Source organism: Labrenzia sp. R5_0, assembly GCF_017743835.1.
GTDB classification, from domain to species: Bacteria; Pseudomonadota; Alphaproteobacteria; order Rhizobiales; family Stappiaceae; genus Roseibium; species Roseibium algicola.
Genome location: NZ_JAGHRK010000001.1, coordinates 970,544 through 991,382, shown reverse-complemented (window position 1 = coordinate 991,382; position 20,839 = coordinate 970,544). Strand labels below are relative to the sequence as shown.

At 58.2% G+C, this 20,839-nt stretch carries 17 protein-coding genes; 8 read left to right on the top strand and 9 right to left on the bottom strand.

Translation table 11 applies throughout. From position 1 onward, the window contains the following. Positions 1–3: 3 nt before the first annotated feature. Positions 4–891, bottom strand: coding sequence for a LysR family transcriptional regulator (locus tag J7447_RS04585; protein ID WP_209168928.1), 888 nt, complete (start codon positions 889–891; stop codon positions 4–6). Positions 892–986: 95 nt separating this feature from the next. Here J7447_RS04585 and J7447_RS04580 point away from each other — a divergent pair, with 95 nt between their 5' ends. Further along, entirely contained in the window at positions 987–2,246 is a 1,260-nt protein-coding gene (locus J7447_RS04580; RefSeq protein ID WP_209168926.1) for a Xaa-Pro peptidase family protein, read from the top strand. A gap of 8 nt (positions 2,247–2,254) precedes the next feature. On the opposite strand, the gene J7447_RS04575 is transcribed toward J7447_RS04580, so the two are convergent. After that, positions 2,255–2,839 (bottom strand): hypothetical protein, encoded by a 585-nt coding sequence (locus J7447_RS04575; RefSeq protein ID WP_286189055.1) that lies wholly within the window; start codon positions 2,837–2,839, stop codon positions 2,255–2,257. A 78-nt stretch (positions 2,840–2,917) separates the two neighbouring features. After that, positions 2,918–4,318: a selenium-binding protein SBP56-related protein gene (locus J7447_RS04570; protein ID WP_209168922.1), complete on the bottom strand. Its 1,401-nt coding sequence runs from the start codon at positions 4,316–4,318 to the stop codon at positions 2,918–2,920. A 442-nt stretch (positions 4,319–4,760) separates the two neighbouring features. On the opposite strand from J7447_RS04570, the gene yghU reads away from it, so the two are divergent. The 3 genes from yghU to J7447_RS04555 all read left to right on the top strand — a co-directional run bounded on the left by yghU (position 4,761) and on the right by J7447_RS04555 (position 9,056). Next, positions 4,761–5,630, top strand: coding sequence for a glutathione-dependent disulfide-bond oxidoreductase (yghU, locus tag J7447_RS04565; RefSeq protein WP_062489222.1), 870 nt, complete (start codon positions 4,761–4,763; stop codon positions 5,628–5,630). Positions 5,631–6,026: 396 nt separating this feature from the next. Further along, entirely contained in the window at positions 6,027–7,610 is a 1,584-nt protein-coding gene (locus J7447_RS04560; protein ID WP_209168920.1) for a Re/Si-specific NAD(P)(+) transhydrogenase subunit alpha, read from the top strand. Positions 7,611–7,622: 12 nt separating this feature from the next. Next, positions 7,623–9,056, top strand: a complete 1,434-nt coding sequence (locus tag J7447_RS04555; RefSeq protein WP_209168918.1) for an NAD(P)(+) transhydrogenase (Re/Si-specific) subunit beta — start codon at positions 7,623–7,625, stop codon at positions 9,054–9,056. Between the two features lie 312 nt (positions 9,057–9,368). Here J7447_RS04555 and J7447_RS04550 read toward each other — a convergent pair whose 3' ends face one another. From J7447_RS04550 to J7447_RS04525, 6 genes are all read right to left on the bottom strand, one after another. Continuing rightward, the gene (locus J7447_RS04550; RefSeq protein ID WP_062489227.1) at positions 9,369–10,367 is read right to left on the bottom strand and encodes an ABC transporter ATP-binding protein; all 999 of its coding nucleotides are present in this window, start codon (positions 10,365–10,367) and stop codon (positions 9,369–9,371) included. After that, a complete protein-coding gene (locus J7447_RS04545; protein WP_209168916.1) occupies positions 10,364–11,398 on the bottom strand; it encodes a Gfo/Idh/MocA family oxidoreductase in 1,035 nt (344 codons plus the stop codon). Before J7447_RS04545 ends, J7447_RS04550 begins: the two co-directional genes overlap by 4 nt. After that, positions 11,395–12,234 carry a carbohydrate ABC transporter permease gene (locus J7447_RS04540; protein WP_023000237.1) on the bottom strand — a complete coding sequence of 280 codons (840 nt, stop codon included), beginning with the start codon at positions 12,232–12,234 and terminating at the stop codon, positions 11,395–11,397. The genes J7447_RS04545 and J7447_RS04540 overlap by 4 nt, the downstream gene beginning before the upstream one ends. Positions 12,235–12,247: 13 nt before the next feature. Next, complete coding sequence (locus J7447_RS04535; RefSeq protein WP_023000238.1) at positions 12,248–13,162, bottom strand: sugar ABC transporter permease; 915 nt, start codon at positions 13,160–13,162, stop codon at positions 12,248–12,250. Positions 13,163–13,341: 179 nt separating this feature from the next. Continuing rightward, positions 13,342–14,595, bottom strand: a complete 1,254-nt coding sequence (locus tag J7447_RS04530; RefSeq protein WP_022997635.1) for an ABC transporter substrate-binding protein — start codon at positions 14,593–14,595, stop codon at positions 13,342–13,344. A gap of 797 nt (positions 14,596–15,392) precedes the next feature. Beyond that, entirely contained in the window at positions 15,393–16,163 is a 771-nt protein-coding gene (locus J7447_RS04525; RefSeq protein WP_209168914.1) for a GntR family transcriptional regulator, read from the bottom strand. A 236-nt stretch (positions 16,164–16,399) separates the two neighbouring features. Between J7447_RS04525 and J7447_RS04520 the strand changes: the two genes are divergently transcribed. From J7447_RS04520 to J7447_RS04505, 4 genes are all read left to right on the top strand, one after another. Beyond that, on the top strand, positions 16,400–17,377 hold the full coding sequence (locus J7447_RS04520) for a sialic acid TRAP transporter substrate-binding protein SiaP (protein ID WP_031268038.1): 978 nt from the start codon (positions 16,400–16,402) through the stop codon (positions 17,375–17,377). A 17-nt stretch (positions 17,378–17,394) separates the two neighbouring features. Next, positions 17,395–17,982 carry a TRAP transporter small permease gene (locus J7447_RS04515; protein WP_167579479.1) on the top strand — a complete coding sequence of 196 codons (588 nt, stop codon included), beginning with the start codon at positions 17,395–17,397 and terminating at the stop codon, positions 17,980–17,982. Positions 17,983–17,995: 13 nt separating this feature from the next. Then, positions 17,996–19,273: a TRAP transporter large permease gene (locus J7447_RS04510; RefSeq protein WP_022997640.1), complete on the top strand. Its 1,278-nt coding sequence runs from the start codon at positions 17,996–17,998 to the stop codon at positions 19,271–19,273. A 110-nt stretch (positions 19,274–19,383) separates the two neighbouring features. Beyond that, the gene (locus J7447_RS04505) at positions 19,384–20,796 is read left to right on the top strand and encodes a metallophosphoesterase (protein WP_209168913.1); all 1,413 of its coding nucleotides are present in this window, start codon (positions 19,384–19,386) and stop codon (positions 20,794–20,796) included. Positions 20,797–20,839 lie beyond the last annotated feature (43 nt).

Sequence of the window (20,839 nt, the reverse complement as noted above, 5' to 3'; positions counted from 1 at the left end):
GCCTCAGCCGGCTTCCAGCAGCGCGGATTTCAATCGCTCGGCCTCCGTGCCGAGTGGCCGCATGTTCGGCCAGGCGATGTAATAGCCCATTCCCGTCTTGAGCGTAGCACCTTCCAGCGGTACGAGCCTTCCCGAAGAAATCTCTTCCCGCAACAATGGCAAGGCGCCAAGCGCAATGCCGAGTCCTTTCAGGGCCCGCCCTATAGACTGATTGTAGCTTGCACATGACTGAACAGGCCAATCTTTCAGATCCAATCTCCCTGTCCGCTGGATCCAGCCTGTCCAATCGATCCAGTTCGGAGCAAGACGCGGGTAGTTGAGAAGCGCCGGCTGTTTCCCACCACCTCCTGACCGCAGGGCGTCAATAATTTCCGGGATCCCGACAGGTGTCAGGACCTCCTGAAACAACAATTCCGACCGCCAGCCCGGAAACCGGCCGTCCCCGTGCAGGATGACAAGGTCGTGCTCTGGTTTGAGCAGGTCTCCCAGATCGTCTGCTGTTGCCAGATTGAACAGGCAAGCTTCGTCTGACAGTGCAAATTCCTTGAGCTTAGGCTGGAGCCAGAAGGCAGCAAGTGCCGTCACAGACGCAATCCGCACGACAGGCCTCTCCGGCACTTTCAGTGCACTCAGCGCCTGCGTCAGATAATCCAGCGTCATGCCGGTCTTCTCGGCAAGATATGTTCCTGCTTCTGTCGGCTGAAGCCTGCGGCCGGACCGCTCAAACAGGTCGACGCCCAGCCAGTCTTCGAGCTGCCGAATGCGTTTGGAAACGGCGGCCTGGGTCACGAAGAGTTCTTCGGCAGCCTCTGTAAAGTTCAGATGACGCATGGCGGCTTCAAAGAAGACCAATGTGTCGAGCGGCGGGAGTGATTTTCGATAGGCTTGCATTACTGGAGGTTATCCAATGACCCGATTTTTTCCAGTCTTTTAAAGAATCGAAGCTCGCCCGATATTCCATCCAGTTGAACTGGAGACGATGACAAATGGCGGAACTGGACTGGCACGCGGAGCGCAGCGACCTTCAGGGACTGGCGCAGCTTGACCGCGCACCCGAGGTGGAAGGGATTGATCTGGTGGCCGTGCGCACATACCGGCAGCAGCGTGTGCGGCAGAAGATGGCCGAATATGGTGTTGATGCGGTAATTCTCTCCGACCCGGTCAACATCCGCTATGCGACCGGCACCCGGAACATGCAGGTTTTTTCCATGCGCAATGCCCCGTCGCGCTACCTGCTGCTGACCCAGAACCGCTCCATTCTTTTCGAGTTCACCGGCTGTCTTCATCTTGGAGAGGGCTATGAAACCGTCGATGAGGTTCGCCCCTCGAAAACCGCAAGCTTTGTCGCTGCCGGTCCTCATATTGCAGAGCGCGAACGCGCCTGGGCGGCGGAGATGGCCGATACCATTCATGAGCTGACAGGCTTGAAGGACGCCACGGTGGGGCTGGAACGGCTTAATGCGGGAACGGCCATCGCGCTGAAAGAAGCCGGGCTCAACGTGGTCGACGCGCAACAACCCGTGGAGATGGCGCGCGCGATCAAATCGCCGGAAGAAATGAAATGCGTAATTGCTTCGTTGCGCGCTACGGAAATAGGCGTCGGCAAGCTGCGTGAAGCAATTCGCCCGGGGCTTACCGAAGCCGAACTCTGGTCAGTGCTGCACAAGTCGATCATCGCGCAGAACGGCGACTATGTCGAAACGAGGCTGCTGAATGCTGGCGCGCGCACCAATCCATGGTTCCAGGAAACATCTGACAACGTCATCGGCGCGAACGAGCTGATAGCCCTCGATACGGATGTTGTCGGCTGCCACGGTTATTATGCCGACTTTTCACGCACCTTCCACTCCGGTCCGGACCGGCCGACGGACACCCAGCGCGAACTTTACAAGGTCGCCTACGAACAGGTTCACTACAACATGGGCATTCTGAAGCCCGGAATGAGCTTCCGGGAATATGCCGACCGGGCGTGGAACATCCCCGACCGCTACTATGCCAACCGTTACTATCTGTCTGCCCATGGCTGCGGCATGACCGGCGAATACCCCTACCTCTATCACCATGGCGACTTTCCGGACGCCGGTTATGACGGTGTCGTGGAACCGGGCATGACACTGTGTGTCGAAAGCTACATTGGCGAGGATGGTGCCAAGGAAGGCGTCAAGCTGGAGCAGCAGGTCCTGATCACCGAAACCGGCATCGAGACCCTGTCGAGGTTTCCGTTCGAGGCACATCTGCTGACCTGATGAGCAGCTCAGCTCCGGAGCGCCAGGACAAGAGCAAACAAGCCGACGAAAACGAGGCTGGCTGCCCAGACCCTGTCCAGGTTGAACCACGCCTTTTGCAGGAACCGAAGGCCCAGCCAGAAATAGACGCCGATGGCCAGCAGGCCACCGGCAAGCGCCATGGCGAGCGTGTGGACCGCAGCCACGAGCAACGCCATCCTCAAATCTGCCCCCATGAGAGCACCGGCCGCCGCGTGGCCTGCCTCCTGCTCCATTGCGCAGATGCCCAGGTAGATAGGCACCAGCATGAGCCCTGCCCCATGAGCGATCGCCACCAGAAAAGACCACAGGCCAAGCTTCGCCGGTGAAATACGGGCCAGAAAGCGCGGATGGCGATCAGCGATCAGCAGGTACAGCCCCATGCCGATCACCAGACAAGCGGCGCCAATGCGGATTTCCCGTTCCAGGGAAACCAGCGTGATCATTGCCGAAAAAGGCAAGAGAATAACCAGCATTGCCGCCAGATGCCCGACCGCCAGCAGCAACAACGCACGCGGCAGGGCCAACGCGCGTTGTTCCATCAAGGCAGCCGACACCGCCAGCGGCCAACCCATGCCCGGGTTCACGCCGTGATAGAGACCAGACGCAATGACGGCCCACCAGAGAGCCGACAAACTCGCCTCTTCCAAAACCTAGACCGAGGGGAAGCAGAAACTGTCGGTGGAGCAGTCCCCGCCTTCAAGCCGGATCTGGTGCGACCTGTAGCCCGCCGGGAATTCGACCCAGAAATCCGGATCAAGCGTCAATCCGCCACCCGCTCCAACACGGGCCATCACCATCGCGGCGCCGCGCTCGCCCGGATAGAACTGTTCGTCCCAGGTGGAATAGAGCGAGTTGGTCCAATAGACGCGCTGACCATCCCGGCTGATTTCGACCATTTGCGGTCCGTAACCGAAGTCCTTGCCGTTCGGGTGTTTCGTCTTCTTCACGATCCCGCCGATCTCGACCTTGCCGGCGAGCGTCGGGTTCATTGGGTCGGAGACATCATACTGATGCATTTCACCGGTGCCCCAGCATGCGACATAGAGATATTTGTCATCGAGACTCAGGTCGATGTCGGTCACCAGCGGTGGAACTGCGGAAAACCCCTTCAGCATTTCGGGCAGGTCTGCGGGATCGGCCGGCTGTGGGTCGATGGTGATGGTCTTCCTGGCTTCAAACGTGCCATCGTCCTTGCGCCACCAGGTGAAGATCGCCCCTTGCAGGTTGGTTGTGTCGACGACAACGCCACAAAAGCCGTATTGTTTGGCGGGATCGTGGGCAGGGCGAACCTCGAGCGCCATCTGGTGGTTTTCGCCCAGATCGATGGTCTGGATGTTCTTTCGCCCGCGCAGATCCCAGAAATGCAGGCTGTGGCCGTATTTGTTGGACAGAAGATCTTCCGCGACAAGACCGTTCTCGAACTGCGGCGGCAGCCCCCACTCCGACGACACCATGTAGTCGCGCGGCAGGTTCCACCAGAAATCATAGTGTTTGTCCTGGATGCCACGATCCATTTCATACCGGCCGAGAATGTCGAAGGTCTCGCAGTCCATGATAAAGATGCCCGGAGGCCCGTCGGTGCCGTCCGCACCGCCTCCTCCAAGGGTCGAGACATATATGCCTTCCGGCCCGCAATGAATGGTGTGCGGACGGGAATAGCCTGTCTTGGCGAAGACTTCTTCCGGTTCGATGATCTTGTGAATTTTCGCTTGAAGCGGCTCTTTCACGTCAATGACGTAGATGCGCGACGACCGGATGCCCGGGATGATCAGGTAACGGCGCTCGAGAAAGGCGTGTCCTGTCAGTGGCGACAGCGCCGAGGAACAGGCGTTCCACCCGAAATGGTGGAATTCGTCTCCCTTGTTCGGCATGAAGACGGTATGCACGATCTTGCCGTAGTCAGGACTTTGCGGATCGACATTGACGACATCCAGACCATCGGGTTGAGAGAAATCTGGACTGAGCATCAAGGTGAAAGCCAGCTTCTCAACCGGCGCTTCCATAGCCATGCGCGGCGTCGGATAAAAACTCGGATCGGGCCTTAAATTCATGTCGTCCTCCCTAAACGTGATGACATTCAAGACGGGATGTCCGCATTCCTTTTCTTGTTGTTACCGACCTCCCGAATTCGTCTCCTATGCTGCTTGTCCTGCATTTTGCAGCCGGGCCGCGCCAATGATCACGGTGCCGACCATTGGCATTTCCAATTGCGACTTTAGTACAATGCCTGAAATACGATCAGGGGTCGATGGCGAAAACGCATCCTAACTTTGATGAAGAAGAAAGAACAGAAAACCTCGAAACAGGAACTTATTGCGACCCGGTTTCAACCAGGCTCGATTTTGCGCAATAGTATGCCTCAGAACAAAAATCGCCCCTAGGCAATCCTGCCATTGCCGCCTATTTAATCGTAAGATTGCGATGGATCGAACCAACCTTGGCTCCGATCCACGCCTTCCTTTACTGCCCGACCCGTTCCGGAGACCCTTTCACATGAGTGACCCGACCTACACCCCGCCCAAAGTCTGGACCTGGGAACAGCCGAGCGGCGGCCAGTTCGCCAATATCAATCGGCCGATTTCCGGTTCAACCCACGAAAAGGACCGGCCTGTCGGCAAGCATCCGCTTCAGCTTTATTCTCTGGCGACCCCGAACGGCGTCAAGGTGACGGTGATGCTCGAGGAGTTGCTCGCACTCGGTCACAAGGGCGCTGAATATGATGCCTGGCTGATCAAGATCAACGAAGGCGATCAATTCTCCAGTGGTTTCGTGGAAGCCAATCCCAATTCCAAGATCCCGGCCCTTGTCGACCACTCGACCGAAACCCCGACGCGCGTGTTCGAATCCGGTTCCATTCTGCTGTATCTGGCCGAGAAATTCGGTGAATTCCTGCCCAAGGATCCGGCGAAGCGCACCGAAACGCTGAACTGGCTGTTCTGGCAGATGGGATCCGCCCCTTATCTTGGCGGCGGCTTCGGCCATTTCTACGCCTATGCGCCGGAGAAGTACCAATACCCCATCGATCGCTTCGCAATGGAAGCCAAGCGCCAGCTTGACGTCCTCGACAAGGCGCTGGCTGATCGCCCTTACATCGCCGGTGACGACTACACCATCGCCGACATGGCGATCTTCCCCTGGTATGGCGGAATGGTTCTTGGCCGCGCCTATGATGCGGCGGAATTCCTCTCCGTTCACGAATACAAGAATCTCCTGGCCTGGGCCCAGAAGATCGATGCCCGCCCGGCGGTTGTTCGCGGGCGCAAGGTTAACCGGACCTGGGGAGAAGATCACGAGCAGCTTCCGGAGCGTCATGATGCCGCGGATCTGGACGCAAAAGCCGCTCTGGACCCTGCTGCAGAATAAATTTTCGTCCGGCAGCGGCTCTTTCCCCAGGAACCGCTGCCGGGGTTTTACGCACGACCAGTCTTTGGTCATTTTGCCTTGATATGTGTATAGGGCCGGGAAAATTTACTAATTCCGGGCCCTATTTGAGTATTCCGACTGCCGAATGCCCTCGCCCACAGTTTCCGATACCCCTATTTTGTAAATCCCGTGAAATTTATATCGCGCTGCTCTCACTGTGCAGTGCGGTAATACCCTCCAAATTCAATCGCAAGACACCTTGTCATAAGTAATATTTTCGTTTCTAAATTCGCAGCACGTTTGTGAGGGACAGGACGCACGGGGGGAGTTTGTTAGCCAATCCGGCCAACTTGCCCTTACCAAAGGCCAATTCCTCGACACTTGCTGGAGAGACGTATGCCAGAAGCCCTAAAGATCGGCACACCAAAGGAAACCTTCCCCGGGGAGAACCGTGTGGCGATGACACCCGAATCCGCAAAGCAGCTGCAGAAGCTTGGCTTCTCCTGCCTTGTGCAAAGCGGAGCCGGGACCGCCGCAGGATTTTCCGACCAGGCTTATGAAGAAGCCGGCGTTGAAATCGTCAAGACTGCCGCAAGTCTTTGGAAGAAATCGGACATCGTAACCAAGGTCCGGCAGCCCGATGACAAGGAATTGGGCTATCTGACAAAGGACAAGACCCTGATTTCCTTCTTCAACCCGGGTGGGAACACCCACGGGCTGGAAAAGGCGAAGGAATCGGGCGCCAGCGTCATTGCCATGGAGATGGTACCGCGTATCTCGCGTGCCCAGAAGATGGATGCTCTCAGCTCCATGGCCAACATCGCCGGATATCGCGCCGTTATCGAGGCGGGCAACAATTTCGGCCGCTTCTTCACCGGCCAGATCACTGCTGCGGGCAAGGTACCGCCTGCGAAGGTACTGGTTGTGGGAGCAGGCGTCGCGGGTCTTGCGGCCATCGGCACGTCCACGTCGCTCGGCGCGATCACCTATGCATTCGACGTGCGCCCGGAAGTGGCCGAGCAGGTCGAATCGATGGGCGCTGAATTCGTTTATCTGGACTTTGAAGAAGAACAGCAGGATGGCGCTGCGACTGGCGGTTATGCCAGCGTTTCCTCACCAGAGTTCCGCGAAGCCCAGCTTGCAAAATTCCGGGAACTGGCTCCGGAGATGGACATTGTCATTACCACGGCACTGATCCCGAACAGGGATGCACCGAAGCTGTGGCTGGAAGACATGGTCAAGGCCATGAAGCCGGGCTCGGTCATCGTCGATCTTGCCGCCGAACGCGGCGGCAACGCGGAAGGAACGGTCAAGGACGAGAAGGTCGTCACCGAGAATGGTGTCACGATCATCGGCTATACCGACTTCCCCTCGCGCATGGCAGCTCAATCGTCCACGCTTTATGCCACCAACATCCGCCATATGCTGACCGACCTGACGCCCGAGAAGGATGGTCAGATCGTTCACAACATGGAAGACGACGTCATCCGTGGCGCGACCGTGACCCATGAAGGCGAGATCACCTTCCCGCCGCCACCTCCCAAGGTGCAGGCAATCGCAGCGAAATCGAAGGAAAAGCCGAAGGAACTGACGGCGGAAGAAAAGCGTGCGCAGGAAACTGCCGCCTTCAAGGCGCAGACCAAGCAGCAGGTGACCCTGCTGGCGGTCGGTGGCCTGCTTCTGCTGCTGGTGGGCCTCATCGCCCCGGCCAGCTTCATGCAGCATTTCATCGTTTTCGTGCTCTCGGTATTCGTCGGTTTCCAGGTGATCTGGAACGTCAGTCACTCGCTGCACACGCCGCTGATGGCTGTCACCAACGCCATTTCGTCGATCATCATTCTCGGTGCGCTGATGCAGATCGGATCCGGATCGTTCCTGGTCATCCTGCTGGCAGGCCTGTCCGTCTTCATGGCCGGGATCAACATCTTCGGCGGTTTCCTCGTCACCCGGCGCATGCTCGCCATGTTCCAGAAATCCTAAGGAGGCCGGCAGATGGAATTCGGTTTCACGACCGCCGTTTACGTTGTTGCGGCTGTTCTGTTCATCCTGTCTCTGGGAGGCCTTTCCGGCCAGGAAAGCGCCAAGCGCGCCATCTGGTACGGTATCGCCGGCATGGGACTGGCCGTTGTCGCCACCCTGATCGGTCCGGGCTCCGGCCTGTGGCTCCTGTCTCTCATCCTGATCGCTGCCGGCGGCATCATCGGTTATTTCGTGGCGCAGCGCGTCCAGATGACCGAAATGCCCCAGCTGGTCGCCGCCATGCACTCGCTCGTGGGTCTGGCCGCCGTGTTCGTCGGCTACAATGCCTATATCGAGCTCGGCAACGTGCTGGCGATGGGCGAGGAAGAACGCAATACGCTTGAGGGCTTCGCCGCCATCCTGGCGCACAAGACCCCGATCGAACAGTCGATCCTGAAGGTTGAAGTGTTCCTTGGCGTCTTCATCGGTGCCGTCACCTTCACCGGCTCTGTCGTCGCTTTCGGCAAGCTGGCCGGCAAGCTGACCTCCAAGGCGGAAAAACTGCCTGGTGGCCACATGCTGAACGCCGGTGCGGCCGCACTCAGCGTCATCCTGTTGCTGATGTTCCTGAACGGCGCCGGCATCTGGACGCTGGTTCTGATGACGCTGCTGGCGTTCTTCATCGGTTACCACCTGATCATGGGCATCGGCGGTGCCGACATGCCTGTTGTGGTGTCGATGCTGAACTCCTATTCGGGCTGGGCCGCGGCCGCCATCGGCTTCTCGCTTGGCAACGATCTGCTGATCGTCGTCGGCGCGCTCGTCGGTTCTTCCGGTGCGATCCTGTCCTACATCATGTGCAAGGCGATGAACCGCTCGTTCGTCTCCGTTATCCTCGGCGGCTTCGGCAACACCACAGGTCCGGCCATGGAAGTGGAAGGCGAACAGATCGCCATCGACAGCGATGGTGTTGTTGCGGCGCTTGAAGATGCCGACAGCGTCATCATCGTTCCGGGCTATGGCATGGCAGTTGCCCAGGCACAGCAGTCGGTCAGCGAACTGACCAAGCGCCTGCGCTCCAAGGGCAAGGAAGTGCGCTTCGCGATCCATCCGGTCGCAGGCCGCCTTCCCGGCCACATGAACGTTCTGCTGGCCGAAGCCAAGGTGCCGTATGACATCGTTCTGGAAATGGACGAGATCAACGAGGACTTCCCGTCAACGGATGTCGTGATCGTCATTGGTTCCAACGACATCGTCAATCCGGCTGCCCAGGAAGACCCGAACTCGCCTATCGCCGGCATGCCGGTTCTGGAAGTCTGGAAAGCGAAACAGGTCTTCGTTTCCAAGCGCGGCCAGGGTACCGGTTACTCCGGCATCGAGAACCCGCTGTTCTACAAGGAGAACACGCGCATGTTCTACGGCGACGCCAAGGCCAGCCTCGACAAGCTGCTGACCCAGATCGGCTAAGTCTGAGTGACGAGATATCGAGAAGCCGTCCCGGGAGACCGGGGCGGCTTTTTTGATGACAGAGCCACGCTTCCTCCACCGTCATTCCGGACAAGCGCAACACAAGTTGCGCGCCGATCCGCAACCCAGATATCAGCGTGAACCCAGCGAACACCGTTGCTCTTTCAAGCTCTGTGTGCCGTTGGCACGAGTATGTCTGGATTCCGGATCGGCGTTCGGCTTCGCCTTAATTGTCCGGAATGACGGCCCCAAAAAACAAAGGCCACCGGGATCACTTCCAGGTGGCCTTTGTGTTGTTTCTAAAAAAGTGTGCTACCCGCGCAGGCGGGCGCCGTCCTTGTCGAAATAGAACGACTTGCCTTCCGCGATGCCGAAGCTCAGCTCAGCACCCGGCTTGATCTCGTGCTGGCCGAAGAGCCGTGCAGTGATCTGCTGGTCTTGCACCTTCGCGATCACGTTGGTGTCGCCGCCGAGCTGTTCCACATGCTGCACAGACGCTTTCAGTTGCCCCTGGTCGCTCAGGAACAGGTCTTCCGGGCGCACTCCCAACGTGCGGGCATCGCCTTCACTGACCAGGCTTGCAGGCATGAAATTCATGGCCGGAGACCCGAGGAACCCTGCCACGAACTGGTTGACCGGGTTGTTGTAAAGCTCCATCGGGCTGCCGATCTGCTCGACGCGGCCAGCGCGCAGGACCACGATCTTGTCGGCCAGCGTCATGGCTTCGGACTGGTCGTGGGTCACATAGATCATTGAGGTCTTGAGTTGCTGATGCAGGTTGGCGATCTCCAGCCTTGTGTTCATGCGCAGCGCTGCATCAAGGTTCGACAGCGGCTCGTCGAACAGAAACAGTTTCGGATGGCGCACGATGGCCCGGCCGATCGCGACACGCTGGCGCTGGCCACCGGAGAGTTCCGACGGATAGCGGTCGAGATAGTCCTCCAGGTTCAGCATGCGGGTCGCCTCTGCAACGCGCTGGTCGATCACCTGCTTGCTCTGCTTTTCCTGCTTGAGCGCCAGTGTCATGTTGTTGCGCACGTTCAAATGCGGATAAAGCGCGTAGCTCTGGAACACCATGGCAATGCCGCGTTTGGACGGCGGCGTCGTGTTCACGATCTCCCCGCCGATACTGACCTCGCCGGAGGAGACGTCTTCAAGACCTGCGATCACCCGCAACAAGGTGGACTTGCCACACCCTGACGGTCCGACGAAGACGACAAACTCGCCGTCTTCCACTTCGAGATTGATGTCCCTCAGGACATGGACGTTGCCGAACGACTTGTTGACGTTGGTCAGGGTTAGCGCCGTCATGGCGTTAGCTCCTTTAGCATGACTGAGTGACCGGTGCGGATGCTATCGTCGGCGGCAAGGCAAATTGCCAGCGACCGGACGGCATCCAGCATGTGCCGGTTGAGATCGATGTTTTCCGAAATCGCACGAAGCATGAAAGCCTGCTCGGCGTCGCAAAGTTCCTGATGGCCGGGTTCACCCGGCAGATCGATGCGCCGGTCACCTTCCGGGTGATGGACCAGAAGCCCGCCGACCCTGGTGTGGCCGTCAACATCGGCCGATGCGCCCTTGTCGTCCTCGACTATCGAAACGGAGCCTGCGGGTGAAACGACATCCTTCACGAAGAAGGCGGTCTCGGACATCATCGGCCCCCACCCGGCTTCGTACCAACCGACCGAGCCATCGTCGAAGAAGACCTGAAACTGGCCGTAGTTGTACATGTCCGGGCCGATTTCGTCGGACAGCCGCAGCCCCATGCCGTGCACCTTCACGGGTTCGGCGTCGGTAATCTGGCACCAGACATCGACATAATGCACACCGCAATCGACGATGGGAGCAGTCGTCTGCATCAGGGCCTTGTGGGTTTCCCACTCCGCTCCCGAGCTCTGCTGATTGAGGTTCATGCGGAAGACATATGGTCCGCCGAGCCCCCGCGCCTCCTCAATCAGCCGTACCCAGGACGGATGATGCCGCAGGATATAGCCGACCGCGAGTTTGCGGCCGGTTTCCCCGGCACAAGCGACCACCCGCTTTGCATCGGCCACGGTTGTCGCCAGCGGTTTTTCGACAAATACATGAGCGCCTGCCTGCATCGCCGCAACCGCATAATCCGCATGGGTATCGGAATAGGTGGAGATCACCACCAGGTCCGGTTTGGAGGTGTCCAGTGCCTGCGCGTAATCCGTGAACACCGGATAGCCGGCAAGATCCGGATGGGTCACCCGTCCGGAACGGTTGACGAGACCGACGATCTCGGCGTCCGCATGTTTGTGGTGAGCCAGGGCGTGGGAAAGTCCCATGTTGCCAAGGCCGACGATCAGAACCCGGATCATTTGACAGCTCCCGAGGTGATGCCGCGAATGAGCTGGCGTGAGAAGATGACGTAAAGGACGAGCACCGGCAGGATCGCCATCGAAAGCGCGGACAGGACCGCGTTCCAGTCGGTAACGAACTGGCCGATGAACACCTGACTGCCAAGGGTCAGGGTCTTGGTTTCTTCAGCAGGCGCCAGGATTAGCGGGAACCACAGATCATTCCAGATCGGGATCATGTTGAAGACGGCGACCGTCGCCATCGCCGGGCGCACGAGCGGCAGCACAAGGCGGAAGAAGATCGTGTATTCCGAGAGCCCGTCGATACGTCCCGCGTTCTTCAGATCGTCTGACACCTGCCGCATGAACTCGCTCAGGATAAAGACAGCCAGTGGCAACCCCTGCGCCGTATAGACCAGGATCAGCGCCATCAGCGAGTTGACCAGACCGGTGGCAACCATCATTTCCAGAATGGCCACGGTGCCGATCCGGATCGGGATCATGATGCCGAGTGCCAGATAAAGGCCCATCAGCATGTTGCCCTTGAAGCGGTATTCGCTAAGGGCAAAGGCGGCCATCGCCCCGAACAGCAGGATGAAGGTCAAGGACACCACAGTGACGATCATGGAATTCTGGAAGTAGAGGAAAAAATCCCCCTGCTTCATGACCGTCTGGTAGCCGATCATCGAGAAGCTTTCGGCATCCGGCAGTGCCAGCGGTTCCCTGAAGATCGCCTTGCGGGTCTTGAAGCTGTTGACCAGTATCACGAAGACCGGGAACAGCGCGATCAGCGTATAGAGGATCAGGGCACCGTGCATGGCGGCGGTGTTGAGCGGGTTGGTACGCGCCTTGTTCATGTGACGACCTCCCTTACAGCTGATATCTGCGCATCCGGGTCTGGATGCCGAAGAGGTAGAGACAGACGCCGATCAGGATGATCGCGAACATGGCGCTTGCGATTGCCGAGCCCATGTAGGGATCGCCCAGCTGAAGCTGGAATCCGAAGAACGTGCGGTACATGAAGGTGCCGAGAATATCGGTCGAGAAGTCCGGCCCGGCCAGCGCCCCCTGTGCCGTGTAGATCAGGTCGAAGGCGTTGAAATTGCCGACGAAGGTCAGGATCGAAATGATGCCGATGGACGGCAGGATCAGCGGCAGCTTGATCTTCCAGAAGGCCGACATGCCGGTGATGCCGTCAATTTCGCCGGCTTCCAGTATCTCTTCGGGAATGGACAGCAGCGCGGCATAGATGAGCATCATCGGGATGCCCACGAACTGCCAGACCGAAATGAGCGACAACGTGGTCAGTGCGTACTCTTCCTTGCCGAGCCAGGGCGCGAACAGGAACTTCAGACCGACGGCATCCAGCATGGACGGAGCAATGCCCCAGATCGGCGACAGGATCAGTTTCCAGGCGAAACCGACAATCACGAAGGACAGAATTGTGGGAATGAAGATCGCCGAGCGGTAGAAGGCCGCAAACCGCAGTCGCGGATGGCTGAGGATGGCCGCCAGGGCGATGCCGATCGGGTTCTGAACCAGCATATGAATGATGAAGAACCAGAAATTGTTCCCCAGCGCGTTCCAGAACTGATCCGACCAGAGTGGATCGCCAAGAAGCGTGGTGAAATTCTGCAGCCCCACGAAGACGCGCTCCTGGTCAATCTTGCTGTAGAGGGCAAGACGAAGCGTGTTGAAGAGGGGAAAGATCATCACGGCCGTGTAAACAAGGACCGCTGGGGCCAGGAACACGACGATATGCCAGCGGAAGCGAGGCCTGCTCATAAAAAGCTCCGGTCAAATGCCCCGGGCAGGCAGTAGCCTGCCCGGGATATAGACTTTCCTTGGGCAGGCAGAGGCTTGCCCGGGACACAAACTTCCCTTGGGCAGACAGAGGCCTGTCCAGGTCCAGAGTTCCCGGACGATGCGAACACCGCCAGGGAACCGTTTGTCATTCGTGCAGATTACTTCTGCGGCTCGTACCAGCTCGCCAGACCGTCCTGCAGCTTCTTGCCGAGTGCTTCAGGCGTTTCCGTGCCCTTGATAGCGGCGGCAGATGCGCCCCAGGTTTCGTTTTCCAGGTTCGGCGTGCCACGGGACAGGATCTGGTAGGTGGACCTGATGGTGCTTTCGCACTCGCCGCGCCAGCTGGCGAATTCCTTCGCAAGCGGATCTTCCAGTTCAACCGGCGTCTTGGACAGCGGGAAGAAGCCCGGCAGAGCGTTGCCGAAGATGGTGGCGAATTCAGGAGACGCCACCCAAGCCAGGAATTCCTTTGCCTGTTCGGGGTGCTCGGTCTTGGCGTTCATGCCGATGCCGATGTCGGTATGATCGGAAATGTAGCACTTGTCGCCTGCGTTGCGGAGCGGCGGCTTGAAAGCGCCCATTTCGAAATCGGCCTGTGTGTTGAAGCCCGAAATTTCCCAGCTGCCGGCCGGATAGACCGCTGCACGGCCAAGCGTGAAAATGTTCTGGCTGTCCGGATAGGTCTGGGCCTCGTAGCCATCACCCAGGTAAGGTGCCCACTTTGCCAGCGTGGCGTAAGGGGCAACCCACTGCTCGTCGGTGAGCTTCTGCTCGCCGGCGATCAGAGCCTTGCGGCCTTCCTCACCCTTCCAGTAGTTCGGACCGATGTTGTTGTAGCCCATGGTGGCCGCTTCCCACTGGTCATTGGTGCCCATGGCCATCGGGATATAGGTGCCGTCTTCCTTGATCTTGTCGAGAGCGGCGAAGAACTCTTCCTCGGTCGTCGGGACTTCGATGCCCAGCTCGTTGAAAGCATCCTTGTTGTAGATGAAGCCGTGGATCACGGCAGCCATCGGCACGCAGAAACTTGCCGAACCGTCGTCCGTCTGCCAGGCGGCCTTGGCAACGTCAGAGAAGTTGTTCATGGCGTCCATGTCGGACAAGTCCGCCAGGTGTCCGGCATCATAAAGCGCCAGCGAGGCATCGAACGGACGGCAGGTGATCAGGTCACCCGCGGAGCCGGCATCAAGCTTGGAGTTCAGTACGGCATTGTATTCTGTCGGTGCGGACGGGGTGAATTTCACCTTGATGCCCGGATGCGAGGCTTCAAAAGCCGGAATGATCTTTTCCTGCCACAGCGCCAGATCGTCGTTGCGCCAGCTTTCGATCGTCAGCGTGACATCTTCAGCAAAAGCCGTCGACGTAAAGAGCGCAGTGCTGGCCATCGCCAGAGCTAGAATATTGCGTTTCATAAGACACCTCCGAAAAGTTCCATCCATTGCGGGACGTTCAAAATTGTCCGCTCACGGCGTTGGAGCCCGTCCCGCTTCCCGGCGCGGCCGGCCCTAATGGGACCTTCCGTTGCCATTCGCGTTTTTGTTTTACCGCCAGATACAGAACAATATGCGCCGGAGAGCATCAGCCCTCCTGCTCATTTCATATAATACCTATTTGATACCACTTGTCGACCTATTAGTTTGAAATCGTGAAAATCATTTTTCACAGGCCGAATCGCCCATTCACGCAGCTTATTGGTATTATATTGGATTTGTTTTTTCAGCCTTTCAGGCTCAGAGGTATTGTTTCGCCACGTTCAGCAAACGCCGAAATCCGGCGGATTTCCGCCTGTCCGGTATTGTCTTGTAAATAACTGGCATTACTCCAGCCGGAACAAATGCTTTGACCCTCGTGCGAGCTGGTTTCTGCACAGGCCAGTCCTGCACGGTCGCGGGAGCTGTTCAGTCGAGATCCCGCTTCAGAGATCAGGCATAACGATCTGTTTTCTAAAAGAAATCAGAACCAGCCGCTTGAAACAGGCCTCCACACCCAGACCCGTTTTCCGAAACCGACCCGGGCAACAGCGCACTTGAATGGTTGCGATTGAAAAAGAAATGGCGGATGCCGCCTGTGCCGCTGCGTCTTCCACAGTACAGCCCCAAAAACTCGCTCTTCCTGAAGCGCAACAGTCGCGCCGGCTCACGCCACCTCGTTACCACCTGCCCCAACTGCCCGCCTTTTCCGATCAGGGCAGCGCCCCAACCGGGCAGGCCTAATCCTTGTCGAACAGGAAATAGTCGGGCCACAGATCCTGAAAAGTGCCGATATCGATCTGAAGCTTGTTGAGATGGTTGTTCATATTGGCAACCGCAGCATCTGCATCGCCCTTTTCGATCGCTTTCAGAACAGCGGCATGTTCGCCGACGATCAGTTGCATCCGGCCCTCCTGCGGCAGCGTCAGCCTGCGGTAGCGCTCCACCTGCAGCCTGATCTTCTCGATCATGTTCCAGATGCCCGGGTAACCGCTGGCTGCGGCGATACCGGAATGAAACGCATTGTCCGCCTCGTGGAAGGCCTGTTCGTCGCCTTTGTCGGCCAGCTCCTGTTCGCGCTGGACTATCGCCCGCAGCCCCATCAACTGGCTCTTGCTCGCCTTCATCGTGGCTTCGCGAACGCAGACTTCCTCCAGCGCTTTCCTCGCGACGATGGCCTCGCGCAATTCGGAAACGGGAATCCTGGCAACGAAGGTGCCGGACTTCGGGAAAACGTCGACAAGGTTCTCTTCCGCCAGCCGCAAGATCGCCTCGCGAACCGGCGTTCGGCTGATGCCGTATTTTTCGGTCAGGTCTTTTTCCGCCAGCGGCGAACCGGGTGGCAGCGTGACATTTATGATCGCGTTACGCAGGTCCTGGTAGACGATTTCCGAGTTGCGGGCCGCCCGTCTGGCAGTCCCGGAAGCTGCACCGCGTGGGGGTGCATTTTTCGCTCTCGGCTTGCGCGTCTTGCCTCCGGCAGAAGGCGTTTCATCCAGTGATACGGCCATCGTCTTTCCTGAAACCAAGAGGTTCGAAGATGCAGCTGATCTGAGCCTATCTGCTTCGAATCCCTACAGTTTCTCCCCCTCTTTTCCGGTTTACTAGCAATCCAGCAAAGGGATGACCAGCCGAATTCGTTTGCATTCTGACAATATGTCATATACGTAAAATAACTTGTATACCAGTTATACAAGATAGGCCGATTGAGTGGAGGAGCTCGACCCCGGCCGACGGGAGGACAGACATGATTGGAAGAACGATGAAGCGCGGCCTTCTGGCCGCCGCGATGACACTTGCCCTGGCTGGGCAGTCCTGGGCCGCGGACCTGAAATGGGCGCATGTCTATGAGGAAGGATCCAGCTACCACAAATGGGCGCTGTGGGCCGCAGACCAGATCAAGGAAAAAACGGATGGCCGCGTGACCATCTCGGTCTACCCGGCCTCGTCACTTGGCAAGGAAGCAGAGATCAACGAAGGACTGACCATCGGGTCCGTCGACATGATCTATACCGGGCCCAACTTCGCCGAACGCGATTACGGTCCGATCGCCATTTCCGACTATCCCTTCATGCTGAAGAACTATGATCACTGGAAGGCCTACCGGGACAGTGACCTCTTCAGCGACCTTTCCAATGGCTACAAGGAAGCGACCGGTCACACGGTGATGGCCATCACCTGGTACGGCTACCGCCATGTGACATCCAAGTTTCCGATCACAAAACCGGACGACATGAAGGGTCTGAAGATCCGTGTGCCGGATTCGCCGCTGATGGTGCTGTTCCCGAATGCGGTTGGCGCCAACCCGACACCAATCGCCTTTTCCGAAGTGTACCTGGCGTTGCAGCAGGGCGTTGTCGACGCCCAGGAAAACCCTCTGCCGACGATCAAGTTCAAGAAGTTCTACGAGGTCCAGTCCAACATCAATCTGACCGGCCATATCGGCAATTCGCTGATCATCGTCGTTTCCGAAAACGCGATGGGGCAGCTTGGGGACGATGCGGCAACCGTGGACGCTGTTCTGAAGGAAGCCGCCGCGCAGAATGCGGACGAGATCTATCAGTCGGAACAAGACCTTGTGCAGTGGTTCGTTGATCAAGGCATCCAGATAAACGAAGTCGACAAGGCCGCTTTCCAGGCTGCTGTCGAGCCGATCCTGACCGATGAATCCAAGGTTCCCTATACCCAGGAACACTACGAGCGGATGCAGGCTCTCGCTCAATGACGCAAAGCAACGATGCCGTGGCTGACCAAACGAAACAGGCCACCGCACAAACGGAGCAAGGGCGCGCGGACGGCGCGCCCGAACTGCTTCACTTTGACGAGACCGAAACCGACCTCAGCGCGCTGAAATGGATCGATGCCCCCGGCATTCTGGTCTTCTGGGTCCTTGCCGTGGTCGTTTTCCTCCAGTTCTTCACTCGCTATGTGCTGAACGATTCCCTCGCGTGGACCGAGGAAGTGGCCCGTTATCTGCTGATCTTGGTCTGCTTTCTTGGCGCAATCACCGCGACGCGGCGTGGTGCGCATATCACGCTCGAGTTTCTGATGCGCATGGTGCCACCGCGTCTTGCGAAAGGTCTGACTGTTCTGTCCCAGACGATCACGCTCGGTTTTTTCGCCTCCATGACCTGGATCGGTATCGAACTGACCCAGAAAACCCGGCAGAAGATGATTTCCCTGCCGATCCCGAAGGCCTGGATCTACACGATCTGCGTCGTCGCTCTCGGACTGATGGCGTTCTACTCGGCCATCTGGCTTTGGCGCCGCCTTCGCCAAAGCCCCGAAGACCTCGTCCGCTCGCTGGACGACCACCTGCCAACCGATTGAAGAGTTTTCGCCGATGGCCGTCCTGTTCATGATGATGCTGCTGTTCGCCCTGATGATCATCGGGGTGCCGGTCGCAGCCGCCCTTGCCCTCGCCTCGCTCGCCTTCGTGCTGATGGAAGGCCTGCCGCCGATGATCGTGCTGGCAAACATGGTCAACGGCATTAATTCGTTTCCGCTTATTGCGGTTCCCTTCTTCATCCTTGCCGGCAACCTGATGAACTCTGCAGGCATCACGACCCGCATCTTTGCCTTCGCCCGCGCGGCGGTCGGCTGGATGCACGGCGGACTGGGTCATGTGAATGTCGGTGCGAGTGTCATCTTTGCCGGCATGTCAGGGGCCGCCGTGGCGGATGCGGGAGGTCTCGGCAACATCGAGATCAAGGCCATGCGGGACAGTGGCTACGATACGGATTTCGCGGTCGGCATCACAGCTGCCTCTTCCACTATCGGGCCGATCATACCTCCGTCTTTGCCCCTGGTTATCTACGGCGTCATTGCGGACGCTTCCATCGGCCAGCTTTTCATGGCCGGCATCGTTCCCGGGCTCATGATGGCACTGGCCCTGATGGTGATGGTTGCCTGGTACTCCCGGCAGAGGAATTATCCGCGCGATCTCAATTTCCGCTTTTCGCGGCTTGGCCAGACCTTTCTCGACGCCCTGCTTCCCCTCATGACACCGACGATCATCATCGGCGGCATCATGTTCGGTATTTTCACTCCGACGGAAGCGGCGATCGCTGCCGTCGCCTGGTGCATTTTTCTGGGTGTCGGCGTCTATCGGACGCTGAATTTCAGAAAGATCCTCAAGGTTTCCTTCGAGACGGTGGAGACGACCGCAGCCATCATGCTGATCGTGGCCGCTTCCACGATTTTCGCCTGGATCCTGACGGCCAACCAGACCGCACGCCATTTTTCCGAGCTGATGGTGGCATTGACGGACAACAAGGTCGTTCTGCTACTGATCATCACGCTGATCGTGCTGGTGATCGGCCTGTTCATGGAAACAATTGCCGCCATCACCATTCTGACGCCGGTGCTGCTTCCGGTGGCCGTCGGCCTGGGTATTGATCCAGTCCATTTCGGGATCATCATGATCCTGAACCTGATGATCGGCCTTCTGACGCCCCCGGTCGGCATGGTGCTTTACGTGCTTTCAAAAGTGGCGCAAGTGCCTTTCGAGCGATGCGTGACGGCAACGGCTCCCTTCCTCGTCCCGCTGATCACGGTGCTGCTGTTGCTGACTTTCGTTCCGGCCTTTTCGATGTGGCTGCCGACACTGGTCTATCGGTAGGCGCAAATCGGCTCAATTTTCGGAAGTGCGGTTCACATCCATTTACCGGTGCCGTGTTTGACTGTGCCAATATTCCGCTAGGGAATTTTTGGCACAGCTAGGGGGCCGGAATGTTCGACAGGTTGGCATTTTCTTTTGCGGCATTTGCAGCCGTCACTTTGACGCTCGACGGTGTACGCGCCCAATCCACGGAACCGGTGTTCTACCCGGGTACGAACGAGGGTCTGTTTCTGATCGTCACCGACATCCACTTCGACCCGTTCAGTGATCCGACCCTCGTGCCAGAACTGGACAAGAGCCCGGTCTCCGGGTGGACAGACATTTTCAAGGGGGCCGCGGAAAGCATCAAGAGTTACGGCAATGATGCCACCTACTCGCTGATGGTCTCCGCCCTGGATGCGGCGGCAGCCCAAGGCATGACCTACGACTACGTGCTCTATACCGGTGACTACCTGAGTCACCATTTCAATGACACCTACCAGAAGACAGCGGGCGACAATCCGCAGGGCGTGACCTCGTTTGCCATCAAGACCACGCAATATGTTTCCCAGCTTCTGGGCGATACCTTCGGCGACATCCCGGTCTACGGCGTTCTGGGCAACGAAGATTCAGCCTGCGGTGACTATCAGCTCGCTCCCGACAGTGCATTTCTTGCAGGTGTCGGCGAGCAGTGGGCGAAGCTGAGCCGTCAACCGGGCGGGTTCCAGGCGTTCAAGCACGACGGCTTCTACAAGGTTACGCATCCAACGGTGCCGGATCAGGACATCATCGCCCTCAGCAACGTCTACTGGGCAAAACACTATTCGGATGCCTGCAATACCAATGGCGGCGATCCTGGAAAGGACGTCATGACCTGGCTGGATGAGCAGCTTGCCGAAACGCAGCAGGCCGGCCGCAAGGCGCAGCTACTGATGCATGTTCCACCTGGGGCCGATGCCCGCGATACGGCGCGCCATGCAGACAAGGAGACGTGTGAGGCCAGTATCCACCTCTTCTGGCACGAGCATTACCTCACGGACTTTCTGGAGCTGATGTACAAATATGCCGGCACCGTCGACTACACGTTTTCCGGCCACACGCATATGGACGGTTTCACTGTCATCAATGATGCTTCGGGTGAACCGTTGATTGCGAACCAGATAACGGCATCGGTCAGCCCTGTTTTCGGCAACAACCCGGCCTTTGCGGTCTTTCTATACGACAAGACCAGCGGCACGGTGAAGGACTCGGCGACCTTCTATCTGACGAACCTCGAAGCTGCCGCCGCCGGTGCAAAACCGGACTGGCGGCTCGAATATGACTATCGCTCCACCTATGCGGTTCCGGATCTTTCCGCCGCCAGTCGGGCTTCACTCGCCAAGACGCTTCAGAACGACGAGCCACTGCGCCAGCGGTTCAGCGATCTCTATGCCGTTCAATCAGCGACCCCGGAAATCGATCCCGTCAATTGGCAGGCATATGGCTGCGCGCTCGATGCCACCAGCCTGGACGCCTACAAAACCTGCCTCTGCAGCAGCAACTGACCGTGCGCGCACTTTTTAATCAGCCTGAGCAAGTGGGAGGTTG